The 20,582-nt window shown below is 64.5% G+C and carries 22 protein-coding genes; 20 read left to right on the top strand and 2 right to left on the bottom strand.

Features of this window, described 5'->3' with window-relative positions; genetic code table 11:
* Positions 1-17 precede the first annotated feature (17 nt).
* Positions 18-1,532, top strand: coding sequence for a lysine--tRNA ligase (gene lysS / locus J7355_RS15955; protein ID WP_209064478.1), 1,515 nt, complete (start codon positions 18-20; stop codon positions 1,530-1,532).
* Positions 1,533-1,554: 22 nt separating this feature from the next.
* Here the strand turns inward: lysS and J7355_RS15950 are convergent, their stop codons facing one another.
* Positions 1,555-2,436 (bottom strand): folate-binding protein YgfZ, encoded by an 882-nt coding sequence (locus J7355_RS15950; RefSeq protein ID WP_209064476.1) that lies wholly within the window; start codon positions 2,434-2,436, stop codon positions 1,555-1,557.
* A 130-nt stretch (positions 2,437-2,566) separates the two neighbouring features.
* Between J7355_RS15950 and J7355_RS15945 the strand changes: the two genes are divergently transcribed.
* The 8 genes from J7355_RS15945 (at position 2,567) to J7355_RS15910 (ending at position 8,532) form a co-directional block, all read left to right on the top strand.
* The gene (locus tag J7355_RS15945) at positions 2,567-2,779 is read left to right on the top strand and encodes a DUF1674 domain-containing protein (protein ID WP_209064474.1); all 213 of its coding nucleotides are present in this window, start codon (positions 2,567-2,569) and stop codon (positions 2,777-2,779) included.
* 44 nt (positions 2,780-2,823) lie between these two features.
* Positions 2,824-3,210: a succinate dehydrogenase, cytochrome b556 subunit gene (gene sdhC / locus J7355_RS15940; protein WP_209064472.1), complete on the top strand. Its 387-nt coding sequence runs from the start codon at positions 2,824-2,826 to the stop codon at positions 3,208-3,210.
* A 45-nt stretch (positions 3,211-3,255) separates the two neighbouring features.
* Positions 3,256-3,642, top strand: a complete 387-nt coding sequence (gene sdhD, locus J7355_RS15935; protein ID WP_209064471.1) for a succinate dehydrogenase, hydrophobic membrane anchor protein — start codon at positions 3,256-3,258, stop codon at positions 3,640-3,642.
* Entirely contained in the window at positions 3,642-5,432 is a 1,791-nt protein-coding gene (sdhA, locus tag J7355_RS15930; protein WP_209064469.1) for a succinate dehydrogenase flavoprotein subunit, read from the top strand. Before sdhD ends, sdhA begins: the two co-directional genes overlap by 1 nt.
* Before the next feature lie 61 nt (positions 5,433-5,493).
* Positions 5,494-6,273 carry a succinate dehydrogenase iron-sulfur subunit gene (locus tag J7355_RS15925; RefSeq protein WP_209064467.1) on the top strand — a complete coding sequence of 260 codons (780 nt, stop codon included), beginning with the start codon at positions 5,494-5,496 and terminating at the stop codon, positions 6,271-6,273.
* 71 nt (positions 6,274-6,344) lie between these two features.
* Positions 6,345-6,602, top strand: coding sequence for a succinate dehydrogenase assembly factor 2 (locus J7355_RS15920; protein WP_209064464.1), 258 nt, complete (start codon positions 6,345-6,347; stop codon positions 6,600-6,602).
* Between the two features lie 3 nt (positions 6,603-6,605).
* Positions 6,606-7,076, top strand: a complete 471-nt coding sequence (locus J7355_RS15915) for a protein YgfX (protein WP_209064462.1) — start codon at positions 6,606-6,608, stop codon at positions 7,074-7,076.
* A gap of 19 nt (positions 7,077-7,095) precedes the next feature.
* Entirely contained in the window at positions 7,096-8,532 is a 1,437-nt protein-coding gene (locus J7355_RS15910; RefSeq protein WP_209064460.1) for an alpha/beta fold hydrolase, read from the top strand.
* Here J7355_RS15910 and nadB read toward each other — a convergent pair.
* Entirely contained in the window at positions 8,517-10,181 is a 1,665-nt protein-coding gene (nadB, locus tag J7355_RS15905; RefSeq protein ID WP_209064458.1) for an L-aspartate oxidase, read from the bottom strand. The genes J7355_RS15910 and nadB overlap by 16 nt on opposite strands.
* Before the next feature lie 222 nt (positions 10,182-10,403).
* Here nadB and rpoE point away from each other — a divergent pair, with 222 nt between their 5' ends.
* From rpoE to J7355_RS15850, 11 genes are all read left to right on the top strand, one after another.
* A complete protein-coding gene (gene rpoE, locus J7355_RS15900) occupies positions 10,404-10,979 on the top strand; it encodes an RNA polymerase sigma factor RpoE (protein WP_209064456.1) in 576 nt (191 codons plus the stop codon).
* A gap of 7 nt (positions 10,980-10,986) precedes the next feature.
* Entirely contained in the window at positions 10,987-11,667 is a 681-nt protein-coding gene (locus tag J7355_RS15895) for a sigma-E factor negative regulatory protein (protein ID WP_209064454.1), read from the top strand.
* On the top strand, positions 11,664-12,665 hold the full coding sequence (locus J7355_RS15890; RefSeq protein WP_209064452.1) for a MucB/RseB C-terminal domain-containing protein: 1,002 nt from the start codon (positions 11,664-11,666) through the stop codon (positions 12,663-12,665). Before J7355_RS15895 ends, J7355_RS15890 begins: the two co-directional genes overlap by 4 nt.
* Positions 12,666-12,774: 109 nt before the next feature.
* Positions 12,775-14,250 (top strand): Do family serine endopeptidase, encoded by a 1,476-nt coding sequence (locus J7355_RS15885; RefSeq protein WP_209064450.1) that lies wholly within the window; start codon positions 12,775-12,777, stop codon positions 14,248-14,250.
* Between the two features lie 124 nt (positions 14,251-14,374).
* The gene (lepA, locus tag J7355_RS15880; RefSeq protein WP_209064448.1) at positions 14,375-16,174 is read left to right on the top strand and encodes a translation elongation factor 4; all 1,800 of its coding nucleotides are present in this window, start codon (positions 14,375-14,377) and stop codon (positions 16,172-16,174) included.
* A 35-nt stretch (positions 16,175-16,209) separates the two neighbouring features.
* Entirely contained in the window at positions 16,210-16,974 is a 765-nt protein-coding gene (lepB, locus tag J7355_RS15875) for a signal peptidase I (RefSeq protein WP_209064527.1), read from the top strand.
* A 22-nt stretch (positions 16,975-16,996) separates the two neighbouring features.
* Positions 16,997-17,413, top strand: a complete 417-nt coding sequence (locus J7355_RS15870; RefSeq protein WP_209064446.1) for a DUF4845 domain-containing protein — start codon at positions 16,997-16,999, stop codon at positions 17,411-17,413.
* Entirely contained in the window at positions 17,403-18,143 is a 741-nt protein-coding gene (gene rnc, locus J7355_RS15865) for a ribonuclease III (RefSeq protein ID WP_209064444.1), read from the top strand. The genes J7355_RS15870 and rnc overlap by 11 nt, the downstream gene beginning before the upstream one ends.
* Entirely contained in the window at positions 18,140-19,033 is an 894-nt protein-coding gene (era, locus tag J7355_RS15860; RefSeq protein ID WP_209064442.1) for a GTPase Era, read from the top strand. The genes rnc and era overlap by 4 nt, the downstream gene beginning before the upstream one ends.
* Before the next feature lie 26 nt (positions 19,034-19,059).
* Positions 19,060-19,821 (top strand): DNA repair protein RecO, encoded by a 762-nt coding sequence (gene recO, locus J7355_RS15855; RefSeq protein WP_209064440.1) that lies wholly within the window; start codon positions 19,060-19,062, stop codon positions 19,819-19,821.
* A complete protein-coding gene (locus tag J7355_RS15850) occupies positions 19,818-20,582 on the top strand; it encodes a pyridoxine 5'-phosphate synthase (protein ID WP_209064438.1) in 765 nt (254 codons plus the stop codon). The genes recO and J7355_RS15850 overlap by 4 nt, the downstream gene beginning before the upstream one ends.

The following is a 20,582-nucleotide window of genomic DNA, read 5'->3' as shown; positions in this document are numbered from 1 at the left end:
GACAAGGACCCGTTTCAATGACCGATTCGATTTCGAACGATACCGACACTCATCGCCTGGTCGCACAGCGCAAGGAAAAGCTGCAGGCCTGGCGCGCCGGCGGTGACCCGTTCCCCAACGACTTTCGCCCGGATGCGCTTGCCGGGGACCTGCAGCAAGAACATGCGGAAGACGAGGCGGATGCGCTCGACGCGGCCGGGCATGAAGTGGCCGTCGCGGGGCGCCTGCTCGCCAAGCGTGTGATGGGCAAACTCAGCTTTGCCACGCTCCAGGATCGCAGCGGCCGGATACAGCTTTTCATGCAGCGCGATCTGCTTGGTGAAGAGGCCTACAAGGCATTCAAGCAGCTCGACATCGGCGATATCGTCGGCGTGCGCGGCAAGCTTTCGCGCACCAATAAAGGTGAGCTGTCGGTGCGGGCCAGCGAATGGCGCTTGCTCACGAAGTCGCTGCGGCCGTTGCCGGAAAAATGGCATGGCCTGTCAGACACGGAAGCGCGTTACCGGCAGCGCTACGTCGATCTGATCATGCATCCGGATTCGCGCGCCGTGTTTCAGGCGCGCAGCGCGATCGTGCGCGGCGTGCGCGACTTCTTTGAGAGCCGGGGGTTTCTCGAGGTCGAGACACCCATGCTCCAAGCCATTCCGGGCGGCGCAACGGCAAAGCCGTTCGTCACGCATTACAACGCGCTCGATCACGACTTCTATCTGCGGGTGGCGCCCGAGTTGTACCTCAAGCGGCTCGTGGTCGGCGGGCTGGAAAAAGTGTTCGAACTCAACCGCAATTTCCGCAACGAGGGTGTGTCCACGCGGCACAATCCCGAGTTCACGATGCTCGAGTTCTATGAGGCGTATGCGGACTACCACGTCCTCATGGACGAAATCGAAGCGCTGCTGCGCACGCTGTCCGCAATGGTCGCCGAGCGCCATCCCGACGCCTGCAATGAAGATGCTGTGTGCTTCGATGCACCGTTCGAGCGTCTTTCGATGCATGACGCCATACTCAAGTACAACACGAAGTTCGGCGTAGAGGATATTGATTCGAAAGATCGTTTGATTGCGGCTTGCGAAGCCGCCGGCGTGCGCGGAGAGGCATCCTGGGGCCACGGCAAGTGGCTCACGGCGCTGTTCGAGGAGACCGTGGAACATCAACTCGATCAACCGACGTTCGTGATCGACTATCCGGCCGAAGTGTCGCCGCTGGCACGCCGGCGCGATGACAACCCGGACGTGACCGAGCGTTTCGAGCTATTCGTGGCCGGCCGGGAGATCGCGAACGGATTTTCCGAGCTCAACGACGCCGAAGACCAGGCCGAACGGTTCCGCGCGCAGTCCGAGGCCAAGGCCGCCGGCGATGACGAAGCCATGTATTACGACGCCGATTATGTGAATGCCCTGGAATACGGGTTGCCGCCAACCGCCGGTGCGGGTATCGGCATCGACCGGCTCGTGATGTTGTTGACCGGCCGCTCGGCGATTCGCGACGTGCTGCTCTTTCCGCAGCTGCGCCCTCAGGGCGTGCCTAAAGCCTGACGAGGGCGTAACGGCTGCGGCGTCAGTCGGGCGTTGCGTAGGGCAGGGCCAGGAGTTCGAGATGCGCGCTCGCGGTGGTTAGGGCGTCGTTCACGGCGCGCACCTTAAGCACGGCGAGCGCGGTGCCCTCAGCGCGACTGTCGGTCGCGGGCGCCGAACGCAGGATCGTGCCCTGACGGTCGCCGGACTCGTCGGTCACGTCGTCGCCGACCGCAGGTTGGGTTCCGCGCCAGCGCAGGCGAAACATGCGGCGCGTCAAGGTGCCGCGATAGTGCAGCCGGGCGACGACCTCTTGGCCGGGGTAGCATCCCTTGTCGAAGTCGATCGCCATGAGCCAGTGCAGATTGAGCATCTGCGGTACGAACAGGCCGGCGGTCGCGCTTCGGATCGAGGGTAAGCCGCTGTCGATCTCGTGGCGCTCCCAGGCCTCGCTATCCGTCGCCATCCCGTCGGGAGGTGTTGCGTGGTCTGTGGCGGGCGAGATCACGAGCGCGCGCGCCCGGCCGTCGACATCTTCCGGCAAACCCAGCCACTGGTGTGCGCCACGATTTTCGCACCGATTGGCTGGCGGCGGGTTCTCTGCGCTTACTCCGACAATATGCAGTTCGTCGCTGCAGTCCGCGATATCGACCTTCGATCGAAGCACGAACATGCGCAGCCGCTTGAGCAGGGCGGGGATGATTTCGCGCGGCACGATCAGCAGATAGGCGCCATTGCGCTCGCAGATGCGACCGACCATCAACGTGCGGCCCTTGGCGTCGCACCAGCCGCTGAGAAAGTGGCGGTCCGGGCCGAGGCGCATCACGTCGTTTGTCAGCTGCGCGCGCAGAAATTCCGCGGCGTCCGCGCCGTCGACGGCGATGGCGCCGAGCGCCGCGCCGCTGTGCGATTCCGCATCGGTCATGGCTGCATCCAAGTCACTATTCGGGCGTATTCTAGCCTGTGCGTAAAGCGCCTGTTCGGCCCTGCGAGATGCGGCCGATTCAGCGATCGTTCACATTGCCAGAAACATGTCACCCGTTTAGAGTATTGCCATGTCAGACGAACGTTTGCCGGCCTCGGACGAGCCCCAGGCGCCCACGCCCGCCAGCTCGGCCGAGCAAGATCGCGCGCCCGGCGTTTCCGATTCCACGGCCTCGCCCGCGCCCCAGTCGGATGATCTCCCGCGTGAATACGGTGGCCGCAAAGGCCCTGATCCCGTGCGCTATGGCGACTGGGAGAAGAACGGGCGCTGCATCGACTTCTGACACCCCTAATAAGAATTGTTTTCCACCGCCATTCGGGGACCTTCATGAGTCAACAGGCCAACCGTCCGCTATCGCCGCATCTGCAAATCTATCGCTGGCAGATTTCCATGCTGACTTCGATCGCGCACCGTGCCTCGGGCATCGTGCTCTCGATCGGCAGCGTTTTCCTCGCGATCTGGCTTATCGCCGCGGGCAGCGGCCCGGATGCGTTCGCCAGCGTGAACGGCTTTGCGGCGTCCTGGTTCGGTCAACTGCTGATGTTCGGTTGGTCCTTCGCACTGTTCTATCACCTGTGCAACGGCATCCGTCATCTCGTCTGGGATGTCGGCATCGGCCTGGACCTCGAGACCGCGCGCCTGACCGGCTATGCCGCGATCGGCGTCGCCGCCGCGCTGACCCTGTTTGTGTGGATCTGGGCGTTCATTGCCTGAGCAGGGCCCGATCCCCATCGATTTCGTGTTCCGGGAGACTTTGAAATGAGCAGTATTCGTTCATCACTCGCGAGTGCGCGCGGGTTGGGCAGTTCCAAGACGGGGGTTACCCACTGGTGGGTCCAGCGCGTGAGCGCGGTCGCACTGGTGCCGCTGACCCTGTGGTTCGTCGCTTGCCTGGCCTCGCAGCTCGGCGCCGACTACTCGAGCGTCACCGACTGGCTGTCCTCGCCGATCCAGGCCTCGCTGCTGGCGATCTATCTCGCGGCGATCTTCTACCACTCGCAGCTCGGCCTGCAGGTCGTGGTGGAAGACTATATTCACCACGAAGGCATGAAAATGGCGCTGCTGATCACGTTTCAGCTCGTCAACATCCTGCTCGCCGTGGCATCCATCTTTTCCGTCATCATGATTCTAGTAGGAGCCGCCTGATGAGCGAGAGCTACGACATCATCGACCACCAGCACGACGTCGTGGTGGTGGGCGCCGGTGGTTCCGGTCTGCGCGCCACGCGCGGGCTGGCCGACGCAGGGCTTTCCACCGCCTGCATCACGAAAGTCTTCCCCACCCGCAGCCATACGGTGGCGGCACAGGGCGGTATCGCGTCCGCACTGGGCAACATGGGCGAGGATGACTGGCGCTGGCACGCCTACGACACCATCAAGGGCGGCGACTGGCTCGGCGATCAGGACGCGATCGAGTACCTGACCAAGGAAGCCATTCCGGCAATCATCGAGCTCGAGCACGACGGCGTGCCGTTCTCGCGCACGGAAGACGGGCGTATCTATCAGCGTCCGTTCGGCGGCATGACCACGCATTTCGGCGAAGGCACCGCGCAGCGCACCTGCGCTGCGGCGGATCGCACCGGGCATGCGCTGCTGCATACGCTCTACCAGCAGTCGCTCAAGGCGCGGGCCGAGTTCTTCATCGAATACTTCGCCATCGATCTGCTGATGACCGAGGACGGCGAATGCCGCGGCGTGCTGGCGTGGGATCTGCAGGGCGGCCAGCTGCATCGTTTTCGCGCCCAGCAGGTGATTCTGGCGACCGGTGGCTACGGTCGTGCCTACTTCTCCTGTACATCGGCGCATACGTGCACCGGCGACGGCATGGGCATGGCGCTGCGCGCCGGCCTGCCGCTGCAGGATCCGGAGTTCGTGCAATTCCACCCGACCGGCATCTACGGCGCAGGTTGCCTGATTACCGAAGGCGCGCGCGGTGAGGGCGGTTATCTCACCAACTCCGAAGGCGAGCGCTTCATGGAGCGCTACGCGCCGAACGCCAAGGATCTAGCGTCGCGCGACGTGGTCAGCCGTGCCGAAACGGTGGAGATCAACGAAGGCCGTGGCGTGGGCGAAAACAAGGACCATACGCTGCTGCACCTCGAGCATCTCGGCCCGGAAGTGCTGCATGAGCGCCTTCCGGGTATCACCGAAACCGCGATGATTTTTTCCGGCGTTGACGCCACCAAGGAGCCGATCCCGGTGCTGCCGACGGTGCACTACAACATGGGCGGTGTGCCGACCAACGCGTTTGGCGAAGTGGTCACGCTCAAGGACGGCGACCCGGATTCCGTGGTGCCGGGCCTGATGGCCGTCGGCGAAGCGGGCTGTGTGTCGGTTCACGGCGCCAACCGCCTGGGATCGAACTCGTTGCTGGATCTGGTCGTGTTCGGCCGCGCCGCCGCGCACCGCTGCACGGAAGTGGTCAAGAAGGGCGCGCCGCCGCGCGGCGATACTCAGGCCTCGGAAGAAAAGGCCCTGGGCCGCTTCGATCGCCTGCGGCACGCCAAGGGCGACACGCCGACTGCGGAGCTTCGCGCAAGCCTGCAGAATTCCATGCAGAAATATGCGGCGGTGTTCCGTAATACGGAAAGCCTGGATACCGGCGCCGAGCAGATCAGCAAGGAGGTCGAAGCGTTTGCCAACGTGGGCGTGACCGATCGCTCCATGACCTGGAACAGCGACCTGGTCGAGACCCTGGAACTCGAGAACCTGCTTGGCTGTGCGATCACGACGATGCACGCGGCGGCCAACCGCAAGGAGAGCCGGGGTGCGCACGCCCACGAAGAGTACACCGAGCGCGACGACGAGAACTGGATGAAGCACACGCTCATCTGGCATGACGGCGGCCCGGATACGCGCATCGACTATCGGCCCGTGCACATGCAGCCCATGTCGGACGACATGCAGCACATTCCGCCGAAAAAGCGTACCTACTGACAATATTATGGCCGCCGGCAGTGTGTGCCGGCGGCTCGTCTTTGAGTAATGGAGGCCTGTCATGGCTGAATTTCGACTGCCGAAAAACTCGCGGGTTGCCAAGGGCAAGAAGTTCGACGCGCCCCAGGGGGCGACGAATACCAAGACGTTCCGCATCTATCGCTGGGAACCGGAGTCCGGCGAGAACCCGCGCGTGGACAGTTTCACCATCGACCTCGACAAGTGCGGGCCGATGGTTCTCGATGCCGTCATCAAGATCAAGAACGAGATCGATCCGACCTTGACGTTCCGGCGCTCGTGCCGCGAAGGCATTTGTGGCTCCTGCGCGTTCAACATCGACGGCAAGAACACGCTGGCGTGCACGCAGCGCATTACCGACATCGAAGGCGACGTACGCATCTACCCGTTGCCACACATGCCGGTGGTAAAGGACCTGGTGCCGGACCTGACCCATTTCTACGCGCAGCTCGAATCCATCGAGCCGTGGATCAAGACCGACACCCCGGCCCCGACCCGTGAGCGTCTGCAGACGCCGGAAGATCGCGCCAAGCTCGATGGCCTGTACGAGTGCATTCTCTGCGCCTGCTGCTCCACCGCGTGCCCGAGCTACTGGTGGAACCCCGAGCGCTATCTCGGCCCGGCGGTGCTGTTGCAGGCCTATCGCTGGATCGTGGATTCGCGCGACGAGGCCACGGGCGATCGGCTCGACGATCTGGAAGACCCGTTCAAGCTGTATCGGTGCCATACGATCATGAACTGCACCAATACCTGCCCAAAGGGCTTGAACCCGGCAAAGGCCATCCAGGAAACCAAGAAGCTGCTGCTCGAACGCCGCGGCTAGGTTCGATCGCATACGGCCCGCCTCGACGCGGGCCGTTTTCATCGGGTCGCGCGCCCGGCTACAGGTAATCCATGAGCGAAAAATCTCGTATACGCTGGCTTTGCCGTCGCGGCATGAAAGAACTCGACGTATTGCTCGAACGCTTCATCGCGGGTGAATACGATGACCTTGACGAACGCGAACGCGCAGGCCTGCTCGAACTCGTCGAAATGGAAGACCCGGATCTCTACATGCTGGTCATGGGGCGGGCAGAGCCGTCCCATGCGCTTCAGGCCGATCTGCTCTCGCGGATCCGCCAGTTCCAACGGCCGCAGGGCGTGAGCCGCTAGGTCGTGACCAACCCGTTCGCGGATACGCTGCACCTGCGCGTGCGGCCATCGGCGACCCTGCAATATCTTGCGTTGCTGCTTCATGCCAGCGCGGCGGTAATCATCGCCACAATTGCGGTCTACCGGCCGCCGATAGCCTTGCTCCTGCCCGGTATCGCTATAGCAGGCACGTATGCATGGCGGCGCGCCGGCCTGCGCACGTCCGGGGCCATCGTTCGCCTGCGCTGCGGCGGCGATGGGGTGTGGCACTGGCAGACCGCATCCGGCAACTGGCATGAGGGCCAGGTCACGAGCGCCGTGTGTGTCGGCCATCATCTCGTCTGTCTTGGGTTACGTCCTGCACAGGCGCGTCTGCGCGTGTATTCATGCGCGCTTTTTCGCGATGCGCTAAGCGAAGACGGGCATCGCCATCTGCGTGCACGGCTGACGATTACGCAATCGCGCGAGCGCACGAGTCTGCGTGCGCGGCCCTAGACCAAGAGCGGTCTCGCGGGTGCTGCTCGCGGTAGCGCTGATCTTCTGTTCGGCGCCCGCGCTCATGGCAGCGCCGTATATCGAAGAGGACGCTTGCCCGCAGCAGGCGCTACAGGCCAGCGCCGCTGCCATGACCTGTGGATGGTTTTATCCCGGAGAAACGTTGGCCCAGGCGCCGGTTCGTCTGCGGTTCGTCGTTCTTCGTGCCAGGCCGGGGCGTATCGACCCGACCCCGGTGATCCATCTTCCCGGCGGGCCGGGAGACAGCGCGGGCCTGGGCCCGGAGGCGCTCGCGCGGTGGCGCAACTGGCAACAGCATGCGGGCTGGCCGCACGATATCGTCCTCTACGATCCGCGTGGTACCGGCCAGAGCCGGCCCCGGCCCGCCTGTGGGGACGGCGCGGTCATACCGCGGCGGCTACCCGAGGCACTCGCGACGGATGCGCCAGTAGCGACAGAATCGCGCGAGGCGATTCAGTGCCGGTGGCGCCTCGGCAGGGCGACGGCCGAAGCACTCGGGCCGCGCGCGCAGCTGCGCGATCTGTACGGACTCATGGCCGCGCTCGATATCGAGCAGGCTCATCTCTGGGCAATTTCCTACGGAACGAGAATCGCGCGCCTTTTCGAACAGCGACATCCACAGCGCGTGGCGTCGCTCATCCTCGATTCCATGGTGCCCTTTACTGAAAACGAAACGACCGCCCTGCCGCTACAACTCCAGGGGGCGGTCGATGAGCTGGTGCGCGTCTGCAGCGAGCGTGGCTGTGCGTCGACGAATCCGCGCCTCGCCGTGGCCACGCTGCTCGCGCGCTACTATACGACGCCGCCGATTATTACTCTGGGGCTCAGGCCGTCGGCGCAGCGTCGGTTCAGGATCACGCCTTACCGTCTGCTGGTGATGGTGCTTCTGTCGACATATGAACCCGGGCACGTCGTCGACACCGTCCAGCGGCTCGAGCGCGCGGTGCGTGGTGACCCGACCGCGCTTCGTCCCCTGGCGGAACGGCTCGACGCGCAGGCGAACGATGCCGAACGCAGCGAGGCCGTGTTCTGGAGCGTGCGGTGTGCGCTGCAGCCACGGCTCGATGAATCCGTATGGCAAGCCGCAATCGCCCAGGCGCCGGATGTCGCGCCTTATTTGGACGCCGCGCGGCGCACGGTGCCGTGCCGGCATTGGCAGGTGCCATCCCTGGCGCCGCCCGATAGGGACACAAAGCGATCGTCGCCCGTGTTAGTGGTGACAGGGCAAGCGGACAGGGCAACGCCTCCGGCCTGGAGCGATGCCTATATGGCGCGGCGCGCAAACGCCGTGAGAACCGATATTCCGGGCGCCGCCCATGTACCCACGCTATACGACCGCTGCGCCCAACGTGTCGTCGCCGCGTTCCTGCGCGCGCCCAATATCAACCCATCGCCCGAATGCCTGAGCGAAAGGGCGGGTCAGAGCGGACGATAGCTCACCCCGAATCCGCCGTTCGCGGTTCGCTTCGGCTCGGGCGAGAGCACCGTATGCATGGCGCGTGGCAGGGTGTGCGGGTAGTCGCGGATGAAATGAAGACCACGGCTTTCACGCCGATCCAGCGCGCTGCGAATGATCAACTCCGCCAGCTGGGCGAGGTTGCGCAGTTCCAGCAGGCCAGGGGTGACGCGGAAGCTACCGTAATAATCGTGAATTTCGCGTCGCAGCAGTTCGATGCGGTGCAGCGCGCGTTCCAGCCGCTTGGTGGTGCGGACGATGCCGACATAGTCCCACATGAAGCGTCGCAGCTCCTGCCAGTTGTGCGCGACGATCACTTCCTCGTCCGAATCCGTAACGCGGGATTCGTCCCAGCTCGGTAGCGCCAGTGGCTCGAGTGTTTCGTCGCGTGTAGCGATATCCGCCGCGGCCGCGCTGGCGTAGACGATGCATTCCAGCAACGAGTTGCTGGCCATGCGATTCGCGCCGTGAAGGCCGGTAAATGCGCATTCGCCCACCGCGTAGACACCGGCAATGTCCGTGCGGCCGGCGAGGTCCGTGATCACACCGCCGCAGGTGTAGTGTGCCGCGGGAACCACGGGCAGCGGGTCGCGGCTCATGTCGAGGCCGAGTTCCAGGCAGCGCTGATTGATGCCGGGAAAGTGTTTCTCGATGAAGGCCTTGTCGTGATGCGTGATATCCAGCCAGACATGCGGCTGGCCGGTACGTTTCATTTCCGCGTCGATCGCGCGGGCGACGACGTCACGCGGCGCGAGTTCGGCGCGGGCATCGTGGCGGGGCATGAAGCGGCTGCCGTCGGCCAGGCGCAGAACCGCACCTTCGCCGCGCAGCGCTTCGCTGATCAGGAACGACCGTGCCTGCGGATGGAACAGGCAGGTCGGGTGAAACTGCATGAATTCCATGTTCGCGACCCGCGCGCCGGCCCGCCAGGCCATCGCGATGCCATCGCCGCTCGCGGCATGCGGATTGCTGCTGTAGAGATAGACCAGATTCGCGCCGCCGGTCGCGAGCACCACGCGGTCGGCGGCGAAGGTGCGGACGACGTCGGCTTTGATATCCAGCACATACACGCCCCGACAACGTCCGCGCGGCTCGTCGTCGTCGGCCATCATGATCAGCTCGACCGCCATGTGGTGTTCGAACACCGTGATCTCGGGCGTCTTGCGGGTCAGGCCTTCCAGCGTGGTTTCCACTGCGCGGCCAGTGGCGTCCTCGGCGTGAATGATGCGGCGATGGCTGTGGCCGCCTTCACGGTTCAGGTGATACGCATAGCCGGCATCGCCCTCATTGCCGTCGGCACGGGTAAAGGGCACGCCTCGATCGATCAGCCACTCGATCGCCTCGCGCGAGTGCGACACGGTATGACGCACCGCGGCTTCGTCGCACAGGCCGGCACCGGCGGCGAGGGTATCGGCCACATGGGCTTCCACGCTGTCGTCGGCATCGAGCACGGCCGAGATGCCGCCCTGGGCGTAGAGCGTGCTGCCTTCGGCAAGCGCGCCCTTGGAAATAACCGCGATTCGCTGTCCGCTGTGCGCCAGCCGCAGGGCCAGGGTAAGACCGGCCGCGCCGCTGCCAACGACGACGACATCGAACCGCGGGTAAGGCTGTGAATCGGTGTCTGGCATGACGAAACGTGATTGCGTCGATAGACTGAGCGCCTCGACGCGAGGCGTCCCATTCGAATGTGTGGCAGGCAGATGACCGCTGGCAGCATAGCGCAAATTCATAGCGAACTTATTGTTGAATCCGCGGTCTACGTGTGTGACGGCGATTTGACGCGCCACAAACACGAGGTGAATTCGCGCATCGATTGCTCCTGCTTCACGGTTGCTCGGCGCTGCATCTAGATGACTGAAGACGTCAGTGACGAGCAACTGGTAGCACGTGCCCAGACCGGCGACGACCGCGCGTTCGACTTGCTCATACGCAAGTATCAACACAAGGTCGTAAAGCTGGTCGCACGCTACGTCAATCCGGCGGATGCGCCGGACGTGGCACAGGAAGCATTCATCAAGGCCTACCGGGCACTGGGTGGATTCAAGGGCAATAGCGCTTTCTATACATGGCTCTACCGAATATCGATCAACACGGCCAAGAACTTCCTGGTAGCGCGCTCGCGCCGGCCGGCAAGTCAGGACATCGACGTCGCGGACGCCGAGGCCTTTGGTCATGCCGACCGTTTTTCCGAGCAGGACACGCCCGAGGCGTTGCTGGAAAGCGAGGAAATCCGGGATGCGGTGGTCGCGGCCATCGGCGAACTGCCGGAGGACCTGCGCACCGCGATCATGCTCCGCGAACTGGATGGCATGAGCTACGAAGAGATCGCACAATCAATGGATTGCCCGGTAGGTACGGTACGATCGCGTATATTTCGTGCACGCGCGGCGATCGAGCAGAAACTGGTGTCCCTTTCGGACAAGTGAGGTCAGCATGAACGAGCAGTTTTCCGCATTCCTGGATGGCGAGGCGACACGCGACGAAGCCGACTCGGTGATCAGCGCGTTGCTGCGCGATAACCAGCTGCGCGACAGCTGGGGCCGCCAGCACTGGCTTCGCACCACGCTGCGGGCGCACAGCGGCGAGATCGCGGTGCCGCTCGATCAGGACTTCTCCTCGCGCGTGATGGCCGCCATTGCCGACGACAAGCCCGAGTCGATGGCCGCGCGCCGTGTCGTTCCCATGCGGGTGGCTGCACGCCGCCGCTGGCGCAGCATGGCCGGGCTCGCCGCAGTGGCTTCCGCGGCGGGCATCGTGTTGCTGGTCAGTAACCCGCTCCAGCGCGATGGCGCTGGCGGTACGGCCCCGGGGGCGACTGTCGCCTCCACGGCGAGCAGCGCCGCGTCGCCGGTGGCGGCCGCGTCGGCCGGCGGTGCCGGCGAAATGGTCGCCTCCAATGAATTGTCGAGCGATATGCTGCGCAAGGCCGGGCCGAGCAGCGCGGCGATTCAGCAAGGGCCCGCGGACCATTGGTCGGTGTCGGACCCGGACCTCCAGGATGAACTCAACGGCTATCTGGTCGAGCACAACGGGCTGGCACGGGGCTACGGCATGTCCGGAACCACACCCGGTTTTGTTCGCGTGGCCACTTATGGGCAGGAAACGACGCAGTGACACGAGCGCTTTCAGCGTTCCTATGGTTGTTCGTCTTCACCGCGCTTGCCGGCACTGCCCACGCCGCCGACGACGCACCGTCCAAGAGTTCGCTCAACGACCTGTTGGGTAATGCCTCGCAGGCCGTACGCAGCGAAAACTATCGCGGGATTCTGGTTTATCTGCGCGAAGGTCAGCTCGACACACTTCGGGTGATCCACCGCTACAGCGACGGGCTGGAGCAGGAACGACTCGTCTCGCTGACCGGCCAGCCGCGCGAAGTCATTCGTCGCGGCGGTGTGGTGACCTCCATTCTGCCGAACAGTGAAGTGGTGTTGATCTCCCGCCACAAGCGCGAAAGCCTGCTCGGCAGCGTCGCCCAGTTTTCGGCCGAGCGGATGCGCGAACACTACACCGTGAGCGACATGGGTCAGCGCCGGCTCGCGGACCGTATCGGGCGCCTCGTGCGAATCGAGCCGCGTGACGCGTTTCGCTACGGCTATCGCATGCTCATCGATGAGCAGACCCGCTTGCCGCTCAAGCTCGATCTCATGCGCGACAACGAGGTGCTCGAGCAGCTCATGTTCACGCAGATCGACTTTCCCGATGCCATTGCCGACAGCGAGTTCGAGCCGGGCTACGACATCGAAGGCTTTCGTGTGGTCAAGCACCAAGCGGTCCAGGTCGAAGACAAGCCGGTCTCCGAAGATGCGTGGAAACCCACGGATCTGCCGCCCGGGTTCGAACTGGCCGAGGACGGCGTGCGTCGCGTGACCGAGTCCGGTTTCGTGCGTCAGATGCTGTTCACCGACGGCGTGGCCACGGTCTCGGCGTTCATTGCGCCGGCCGGCCTGCGCAAACCCCTGGAAGGCGCGACCACCATGGGTGCGGTCAACGCCTTCGGTCATGTGGTCGAGGATACCCAGATCACCGTGGTGGGCGAGGTGCCGGCCGTAACCGTCGAGCAGATCGCCCGTAATCTCGTGCGTGAAACCAAGGCCGCGGAAACCGCGCACTGACCGCGCTCGGCCGAAAGCGGCGTACGGGGTTGCGGCGATGTCGGCCAGACGGCCCGGCCTTGAATATCAAAAAGACGTGTTTTGCCACGCCAGCGAAGAGCGAGTCGCCATGAATACCTGTTTCCGTCCCGCGCAATTCACCGTCCTGCTTTTCGCCATGCTGTTGCTGCTGGCCGGCTGCGGCGGCGACGAACCCGCGCCGGTTAGCAGCGCCGGGCAGCTACCCGATTTCACGGGGCTCGTGAAGCAGGCGTCACCCGCGGTCGTGAATATCAGCGCGGTGCCGGCGGAAGACGAGGAAAACGAGTCCAAGTCCGGCCCGGGTAGCGACAACCCGCTCGAAGGGTGGCTGCGGCGCTTCTTCGAGGACGGCCAGGGCCAGGCGCCGGGCGACGAGCGTTCACCGATGCCCATGCCGCGTGGGCCGGGTGGTTCGCCGCATCCATCGCTGGGTTCGGGCTTCATCATTTCGTCCGACGGCTACATTCTCACCAATCGTCACGTGGTGACGAATTCGGGTCAGATCGTGGTCAAACTCAACGACAGGCGTCAGCTGCTTGCCGAGTTCGTCGGTCAGGACAGCTACAGCGATCTCGCGGTGCTGAAGGTGGACGCCGAGGATCTGCCGACCGTCCGTATCGGCGATCCGGACAAGCTGCCGGTCGGCTCCTGGGTGGTCGCCATCGGTTCTCCGTTCGGGTTCGAGACGTCGGTGACCGCGGGCATCGTATCGGCGAAGCAGCGCAGTCTCGCCAGCGATCAGTACGTGCCGTTCCTGCAGACCGACGTTGCGATCAACCCGGGCAACTCTGGCGGGCCGCTGTTCAACCTCAAGGGCGAAGTGGTCGGCATCAACTCGCAGATTTACAGCCAGACGGGCGGTTATCAGGGGGTGTCGTTCGCGATTCCGATCGATATCGCCATGGATGTGGCGAACCAGCTGCGCGACAACGGCAGCGTGACCCGGGGCTGGCTCGGCGTGCAGATTCAGGACGTGGATCGCGAACTGGCGGAGTCGTTCAAGCTCAAGCGCCCGGAAGGCGCGCTGGTCGCGCGGGTCATGCCCGACAGCCCGGCGCAGGCGGCCGGCTTGCAGGCGGGCGATGTCATCCTGTCGTTCAACGATCATCCGGTCGACTCGGCCGCCGCGCTGCCGCCGCTGGTCGGCACGGTCGAGCCGGGCCGTAGCGCGACCGTGACCGTTCTGCGCGAGGGCGAACGCGAGCAGATCGATGTGGAGATCGAAAAGCTGCCCAAGGATCTGCTTGCCCGCGGCGGCGCCGGCGAGCAGCCGGCGGAAAAGACCCGCCAGCCCTACGGTCTGACGCTCGAATCGCTGAATACGGCGCAGCGCCGCGAACTCGAACTGGAGCAGGGCGGGGTGCGTGTGACCGAAGTCGGCGAGGGCGCAGGCGCGCAGGCCGGATTGCAGCCCGGCGATGTCGTGCTTGCCGTGGGCTCGAAGAACGTCGAGGATGCCGCGGCACTACGCGCCGCCCTCGAGGCCGCCAAGGGCCCGGTCGCGCTGCTGGTTTTGCGCGAGGGCAATCGTCTTTATCTGGCCATGCGCCCCGGCAGCGATTGACCGCGGCGTCGCCAGCGGCTGAAACGCCGGGCCGCGACGGCGTATACTCTGCAACGATCGCATCGCCCCGGTTCGGCCGGGGCGATTGTTTTATGTCGCCACCGCGCGCTGCAACGAAGTCCTGATGCAATCACGCATACGCAATTTCTCCATCATCGCGCATATCGACCACGGCAAGTCGACGCTCGCGGATCGCTTCATCCAGGCTTGCCGGGGCCTGACCGAACGCGAAATGGCCGAGCAGGTGCTCGACTCGATGGATCTCGAACGTGAGCGCGGCATCACAATCAAGGCGCAGGCGGTCACCCTCGATTACCAGGCTGCGGACGGCGAGACCTATCACCTGAATTTCATTGACACGCCAGGGCATGTCGACTTTTCCTATGAAGTCTCCCGGTCGCTGTTCGCCTGCGAAGGCGCGCTGTTGGTCGTCGATGCCTCCCAGGGTGTCGAGGCGCAGAGTGTCGCCAACACCTATACCGCCATCGAGCAGGATCTCGAAGTCCTGCCGGTATTGAACAAGATCGATCTGCCGGCGGCCGATCCGGACCGGGTCGCGCAGCAGATCGAGGACGTCATCGGTATCGACGCCACCGACCGGCTGCTGTGTTCGGCCAAGTCCGGCGACGGTATTACCGACGTGCTGGAAGCCATCATTCGCCGGATTCCGCCACCCGAGGGCGATCCGCAGGCGCCGCTGCAGGCGCTTATCGTGGATTCGTGGTTCGACAACTACCTGGGCGTGGTGTCGCTCGTGCGTATTCGCAACGGCCGGCTTGCCAAGGGCGATCGCATGAAGGTGATGTCCACCGCGCGCGAATATCAGGTCGATGATGTCGGCATCTTTACGCCCAAGAAGAAGCCGCTCGACGCGCTCGAGGTGGGCGAGGTCGGCTACGTGATCGCCGGCATCAAGGATATCGACGGCGCCCCCGTGGGCGACACGCTCACCCATGCCCACGCGCCCTGTGCCGAACGCGTGCCCGGCTTCAAGCAGGTCCAGCCACGCGTTTTCGCCGGCGTGTTCACCGTGGATTCCGATCAGTACGAGGATTTTCGCGACGCGCTATCCAAGCTGCGTCTGAACGATTCCTCGCTCAACTACGAGCCGGAAACCTCTGCCGCGCTCGGTTTCGGGTTCCGGATCGGCTTTCTCGGCATGCTGCACATGGAGATCGTGCAGGAACGTCTCGAGCGCGAGTACGGCCTGGACCTGATCACAACCGCGCCCACCGTGGTCTACGAAGTACTGACCACCTCCGGCGAGGTGCATGCGATCAGCAACCCGCAGTCGCTGCCCAGCGTGGGCGAGATCGAGGAAATCCGCGAGCCGATCATCCACGCCAGCATCCTGATGCCGCAGGAGTTCGTCGGCCCGGTTCTGCAGCTGTGCATGGAAAAGCGCGGCGTCCAGAAGGACATGCAGTACATGGGCAATTCCGTGTCCATGAACTTCGAGTTGCCGCTGTCGGAAGTGGTGCTGGATTTCTTCGATCGGCTGAAATCGGTCTCGCGCGGCTTCGCGTCCTTCGAGTACGACTTCGCGCGTTTCCAGGCCGCACAGCTGGTGCGCCTGGATGTGCTCATCAACGGCGACCCCGTCGATGCGCTCGCGCATATCGTGCACCGCGACAAGTCCTACGAGCGCGGCAAGGCGCTGGTGGAGAAGCTCAAGAAGATCGTGCCGCGCCAGATGTTCGACGTCGCCATCCAGGCGACCATCGGCACGCGCATCATCGCGCGCTCCACGGTGAAGGCGATGCGCAAGAACGTCACCGCGAAATGCTACGGCGGCGACGTCTCGCGCAAGCGCAAACTGTTGGAAAAACAGAAGGAAGGCAAGAAGCGCATGAAGCAGGTCGGCAGCGTGGAAATCCCCCAGGAAGCCTTTCTCGCGGTGCTGTCCACCGACGATTCCGATTAGCGCGCGGGAGTGCGTAGGCGATGAACAACGTCCACATGGATTTCGAGGCATGGCTGGCCATCGCCACGCTCGTTACGGGTCTCGTCTGGCTCGTCGATCGGCTGGTGCTGCGCCGCAGCCGTGGCGCGGACACGCAGCCCAACGCGGTGATCGAATTCGCGCGTTCGTTTTTCCCGGTTCTTATCGCCGTGCTGTTGCTGCGTGCCTTTGTGTTCGAGCCGTTCCGGATTCCGTCGAAATCGATGGTGCCGACGCTGCTGGTCGGTGATTTCGTGCTGGTCAACAAGTTCAGCTACGGCCTGCGCGCGCCGGTGTTTCATAGCAAGTTTCTCGATCTTGGTGAACCCGAGCGCGGCGACGTGGTCGTGTTTCGCTATCCGCCGGACCCGACCAAGGACTACATCAAGCGCGTGATCGGCATGCCGGGCGATCAGATCACTTACGCGGACGAGCATCTGTTCATCAATGGCGACCCGGTCGCACTCGAGGATCTGGGTGTCTACGACGGCCCGGACGCCGATACGTTCGCGACCATGCGCGAGTTCGTGGAATCGCTGCCCGACGGTGTCGAGCATCCGGTCCTGCAGGTCGAGGGCCGGCGTGGTCCCGACGTGAGCGTGACGGTGCCGCAGGACCATTACTTCGTTATGGGCGACAATCGCGACAATAGCGCGGATTCGCGGGTCTGGGGCTTTGTGCCCGAGAAGAATCTGGTCGGCAAGGCCTTCATGATCTGGATGAGCGTCGATTTCGGCGAGTTTGACGTGCGATTCGACCGGATCGGCAATATCCTGCACTAGTCACATGAGCACGAGTACGACCATGTCCGAAAGCCGAGGCAACCCGCGTTCCGTCATCGCCATGCGTTATCAGCGCGGCATGACCCTGTGGTCAATCATCTACGTGCTGTTCACGGCCGGGCTGCTCCTGCTGGTGGGCATCAAGAGCGTGCCGGTCTATCTCAACGCCTACGATATTCGCGAGACCATCGACTGGGCGAGCGAGCAGCCGGACCTCATGACCGCGCCGGCCGCGCAGATCCAGAGCGCCATCCAGCGCCGTTTCGATGCCGGCTACGTGGATAACGTCAAGGGGCGTGATGTGGCCGTCAGCCGGGTGGCCGGCGGCGGGCGCGAGCTGTCCATCGCCTACGAGGTGCGTCGGCCGCTGATGTTCGGTGTATCGCTGGTCTATGCTTTCGAAGAGAGCGCACCGCTGACGGGGACCGATGGCGGATAGTGCCGAAAACCGCAGTCACGCCCGCGCGACGCTGGAAGCGCGGCTCGGTTATGTCTTCGAGGATCGGTCGCTGCTCGATCGCGCACTCACCCATCGCAGCGCGGCGGCCGATCACAACGAGCGTCTCGAATTTCTCGGCGACGGGGTACTGAACTTCGTCGTGGCGGCAGCGCTGTTCGCGCAATGCCCGGAGGCGCCCGAGGGCGATCTCTCCCGGCTGCGCGCGGCACTCGTGCGTGAGCGCACGCTTGCGCAAATCGCCGACGAGATCGAACTCGGCCAGGCGATCGTGCTGGGCCCCGGAGAGCTGCGCAACGGCAGCCGCAGACGCGCTTCGATACTTGCCGACGGCGTCGAGGCGCTGCTGGGCGCGATATTTCAGGAGGGTGGCTTCGACGCGGCGCGTGGTGTGATCGCCCATCTCTACGCCGAGCGTCTGGCCAACCTGCCGAGCGCGGCGAGCCTCAAAGACGCCAAAACGCGACTGCAGGAATGGCTGCAGGCACGCGCACGCAATCGCCCCGAATACGAACTGGTGCGCGTGACCGGCGCGGACCACTGCCAGCATTTCGTGTCGCGTTGCGTACTCGCCGACACGGGCTTGGCCGTGGAAGGCGAGGGCGGCGGACGTCGCAAGGCCGAACAGGATGCCGCGCGGCGCATGCTCGAGATGCTCGACGACGACGCCACAGACACGGACACCGCAGTTATCAAGGACGCCCCGCAATGAGCGACGAACCGACAACCCGAAGCGGCATGGTTGCCCTCGTGGGCCGGCCGAATGTCGGCAAGTCCACGCTGGTGAATGCGCTCGTGGGCGAGAAGGTCAGCATTGTCACGCCGAAACCGCAGACCACGCGGCATCGGATCGTCGGCGTGCTGACACAGCCCGGCCTGCAGATCGCGCTCGTGGATACGCCGGGCCTGCATACGGGACAGCGCAGCGCGCTCAACCGCGTGCTCAACGAAACCGCGATATCCAGCCTGGCGGGTATCGATGTGGTGCTGTTCGTGGTCGAAGCCGGCCAGTGGCGCGCCGAAGATGCCGCTGCACTGGCGCGCCTCGCGTCGCTGCGCACGCCCGTGGGGCTCGTCATCAACAAGGTCGATCGCGTGCCGGACAAGACCGAGCTGCTGCCGTTCATCGAGCAGATGAACGCGCGCCGTGAGTTCGCTTTTGTCGCGCCGGTGTCTGCGCAGAAACAGAAGAATCTGGACGCCATCGTGGCCGAATGCGCGTCGCGCATGCCCGAAGGGCCGTATCTGTTCCCCGAAGACGAGTATACGGATCGGAATCTGCGTTTCATTGCCGCCGAAACGGTGCGCGAGAAGTTGACGATGCACATGCAGCAGGAGCTGCCGTACTCGGCGGCTGTCGAGATCGAGCGTTTCGAGCAGGGCGCGGAACAGATCGAGATCCATGCCTGTATCTGGGTGTCGCGCGAAAACCACAAGGCGATGGTGATCGGCAAGGGCGGGGCGATGCTCAAGAAGATTGGCCGCGCCGCGCGTCTGGATCTCGTCGACCGCCTGGAGCACCGCGTCGATCTTCGGCTGTGGGTGAAGGTGCGCGAGAACTGGATCGACAGCGAAGCCAGCGTGCGCGATCTCGGTCACTAGACCCGGGCTGAGCGCAGGACAGGGCTATGCGGGTCGAACTGTCGCCGACGATCATCCTGCATCGACGCGCCTGGCGCGATACGAGCTTTCTCATCGAGGCATTCTCGCGCGAGCATGGCCGTATCGGGCTCGTTGCCAAGGGCGCGCGGCGGCCGAAATCGCGCTGGCGCGGAGTGCTCGAACCGCTGGCAGCACTGCAGCTGTCCTGGTCGGGCCGGGGTGAACTCTACACGCTGACCGACGTGGACACGATCCGCGCCCACGCGCTGACGGGCAATGCGCTCATGGCCGGCTTCTACGCGTGCGAGCTGGTTCTGCGCCTCACTGCACGCGATGATCCCCACCCCGCGATCCACGACAGTCTTGCGGCATTGCTCGCCGCGCTGGCCGAGGGTGCGCCGGCCGTCGTGGCACTGCGCTTCTTCGAACGCGACCTGCTCGACGAGCTGGGTTACGGCGTGCCGCTGGACGCGACCAGCGACAGCGGCGAGACGGTACGCGCCGATGGCGACTATATCTACGACACGGAGCGCGGCCTGCGGCGCGGCCACAGCGTTCGCGAGGGCGATGCGCTTCAGGTATCCGGCGCCGCGCTCGTGGGCCTGCTCGAAGGGCGTTTTCCGAACCGCGCGGCGGTGCACGATGCACGCGCGCTCATGCAGGCTGCGATTGCGCCCCATCTGGGTGGTCGGCCCTTGAAATCGGTGGAAACGCTCAAAGCAATGCAGGCATTCAAGGCGTCGCACGCGACGCGTGCCGATACCGCTTCTTCCGGAGATCAACGATGACGAACGACAACAACACGGGCCACGCGCCGCTGCGTCTCGGGGTGAACGTGGACCACGTCGCCACGCTGCGCGAAGCCCGTGGCACGCGCTATCCCGACGTGGCAGAGGCCGCGCGTGCGGCGATGGCCGCAGGGGCAGACAGCATCACCGTGCACCTGCGCGAGGACCGTCGCCATATTCAGGACGCCGATGTCGAAACGCTGACGGGCGCCGGTGACGTGCCCGTCAATCTCGAGATGGCACTCACCCCCGAGATGCTGGACATCGCGGACCGCCTCAAGCCGCGCGATGCCTGCCTGGTGCCCGAACGCCGGGAAGAGCTGACCACTGAAGGCGGGCTCGATATCGTCGGCCAGATCGAGGCCGTGCGCGATGCGCTGACACGTCTCCACGGGGCGGGGATTCATGCCGCGCTGTTCATCGATCCCGATGCCCGCCAGATCGACGCGGCGGCCGAAGCCGGCGCGCGCGTGATCGAACTGCACACGGGGGCCTACGCGGACGCGGCAGACGACGCCGAACGCGAAACCCAGCGCAAGCGAATCGCGGATGCCGCGCTGCAGGCACGCGATCTGGGTATCGAGGTTCATGCCGGCCACGGGCTGACCACCGATAACGTCGGCGCCATCGCCGCCATCGAGCCCATCGTCGAGCTCAACATCGGCCACGCGCTGATCGCGGATGCAGTGTTTGTCGGTCTCGCCGAGGCGGTGCGCGAGATGCGTTCCGCGATGGACGCCGGGCGCCGCGCCCTGCGCTGA

This window comes from Endozoicomonas sp. G2_2 (genome assembly GCF_017744135.1).
In the GTDB taxonomy this organism is placed as follows: Bacteria; Pseudomonadota; Gammaproteobacteria; order Nevskiales; family Salinisphaeraceae; genus Salinisphaera.
The sequence above is the reverse complement of the archived record's forward strand: the minus strand, read 5'-3'. Positions and strand labels throughout refer to the sequence as shown.

Excerpts from the sequence above, each read along its gene's own strand:
- J7355_RS15950 (WP_209064476.1), bottom strand. The coding sequence starts at position 2,436 with ATGACCGATGCGGAATCGCACAGCGGCGCGGCGCTCGGCGCCATCGCC.
- J7355_RS15895 (WP_209064454.1), top strand. The coding sequence starts at position 10,987 with ATGAACGAGCAGTTTTCCGCATTCCTGGATGGCGAGGCGACACGCGAC.
- J7355_RS15885 (WP_209064450.1), top strand. The coding sequence starts at position 12,775 with ATGAATACCTGTTTCCGTCCCGCGCAATTCACCGTCCTGCTTTTCGCC.
- lepA (WP_209064448.1), top strand. The coding sequence starts at position 14,375 with ATGCAATCACGCATACGCAATTTCTCCATCATCGCGCATATCGACCAC.
- sdhA (WP_209064469.1), top strand. The coding sequence starts at position 3,642 with ATGAGCGAGAGCTACGACATCATCGACCACCAGCACGACGTCGTGGTG.
- rpoE (WP_209064456.1), top strand. The coding sequence starts at position 10,404 with ATGACTGAAGACGTCAGTGACGAGCAACTGGTAGCACGTGCCCAGACC.
- era (WP_209064442.1), top strand. The coding sequence starts at position 18,140 with ATGAGCGACGAACCGACAACCCGAAGCGGCATGGTTGCCCTCGTGGGC.
- J7355_RS15945 (WP_209064474.1), top strand. The coding sequence starts at position 2,567 with ATGTCAGACGAACGTTTGCCGGCCTCGGACGAGCCCCAGGCGCCCACG.
- lysS (WP_209064478.1), top strand. The coding sequence starts at position 18 with ATGACCGATTCGATTTCGAACGATACCGACACTCATCGCCTGGTCGCA.
- recO (WP_209064440.1), top strand. The coding sequence starts at position 19,060 with ATGCGGGTCGAACTGTCGCCGACGATCATCCTGCATCGACGCGCCTGG.
- sdhC (WP_209064472.1), top strand. The coding sequence starts at position 2,824 with ATGAGTCAACAGGCCAACCGTCCGCTATCGCCGCATCTGCAAATCTAT.
- J7355_RS15925 (WP_209064467.1), top strand. The coding sequence starts at position 5,494 with ATGGCTGAATTTCGACTGCCGAAAAACTCGCGGGTTGCCAAGGGCAAG.
- nadB (WP_209064458.1), bottom strand. The coding sequence starts at position 10,181 with ATGCCAGACACCGATTCACAGCCTTACCCGCGGTTCGATGTCGTCGTC.
- rnc (WP_209064444.1), top strand. The coding sequence starts at position 17,403 with ATGGCGGATAGTGCCGAAAACCGCAGTCACGCCCGCGCGACGCTGGAA.
- lepB (WP_209064527.1), top strand. The coding sequence starts at position 16,210 with ATGGATTTCGAGGCATGGCTGGCCATCGCCACGCTCGTTACGGGTCTC.
- sdhD (WP_209064471.1), top strand. The coding sequence starts at position 3,256 with ATGAGCAGTATTCGTTCATCACTCGCGAGTGCGCGCGGGTTGGGCAGT.
- J7355_RS15850 (WP_209064438.1), top strand. The coding sequence starts at position 19,818 with ATGACGAACGACAACAACACGGGCCACGCGCCGCTGCGTCTCGGGGTG.
- J7355_RS15870 (WP_209064446.1), top strand. The coding sequence starts at position 16,997 with ATGTCCGAAAGCCGAGGCAACCCGCGTTCCGTCATCGCCATGCGTTAT.
- J7355_RS15920 (WP_209064464.1), top strand. The coding sequence starts at position 6,345 with ATGAGCGAAAAATCTCGTATACGCTGGCTTTGCCGTCGCGGCATGAAA.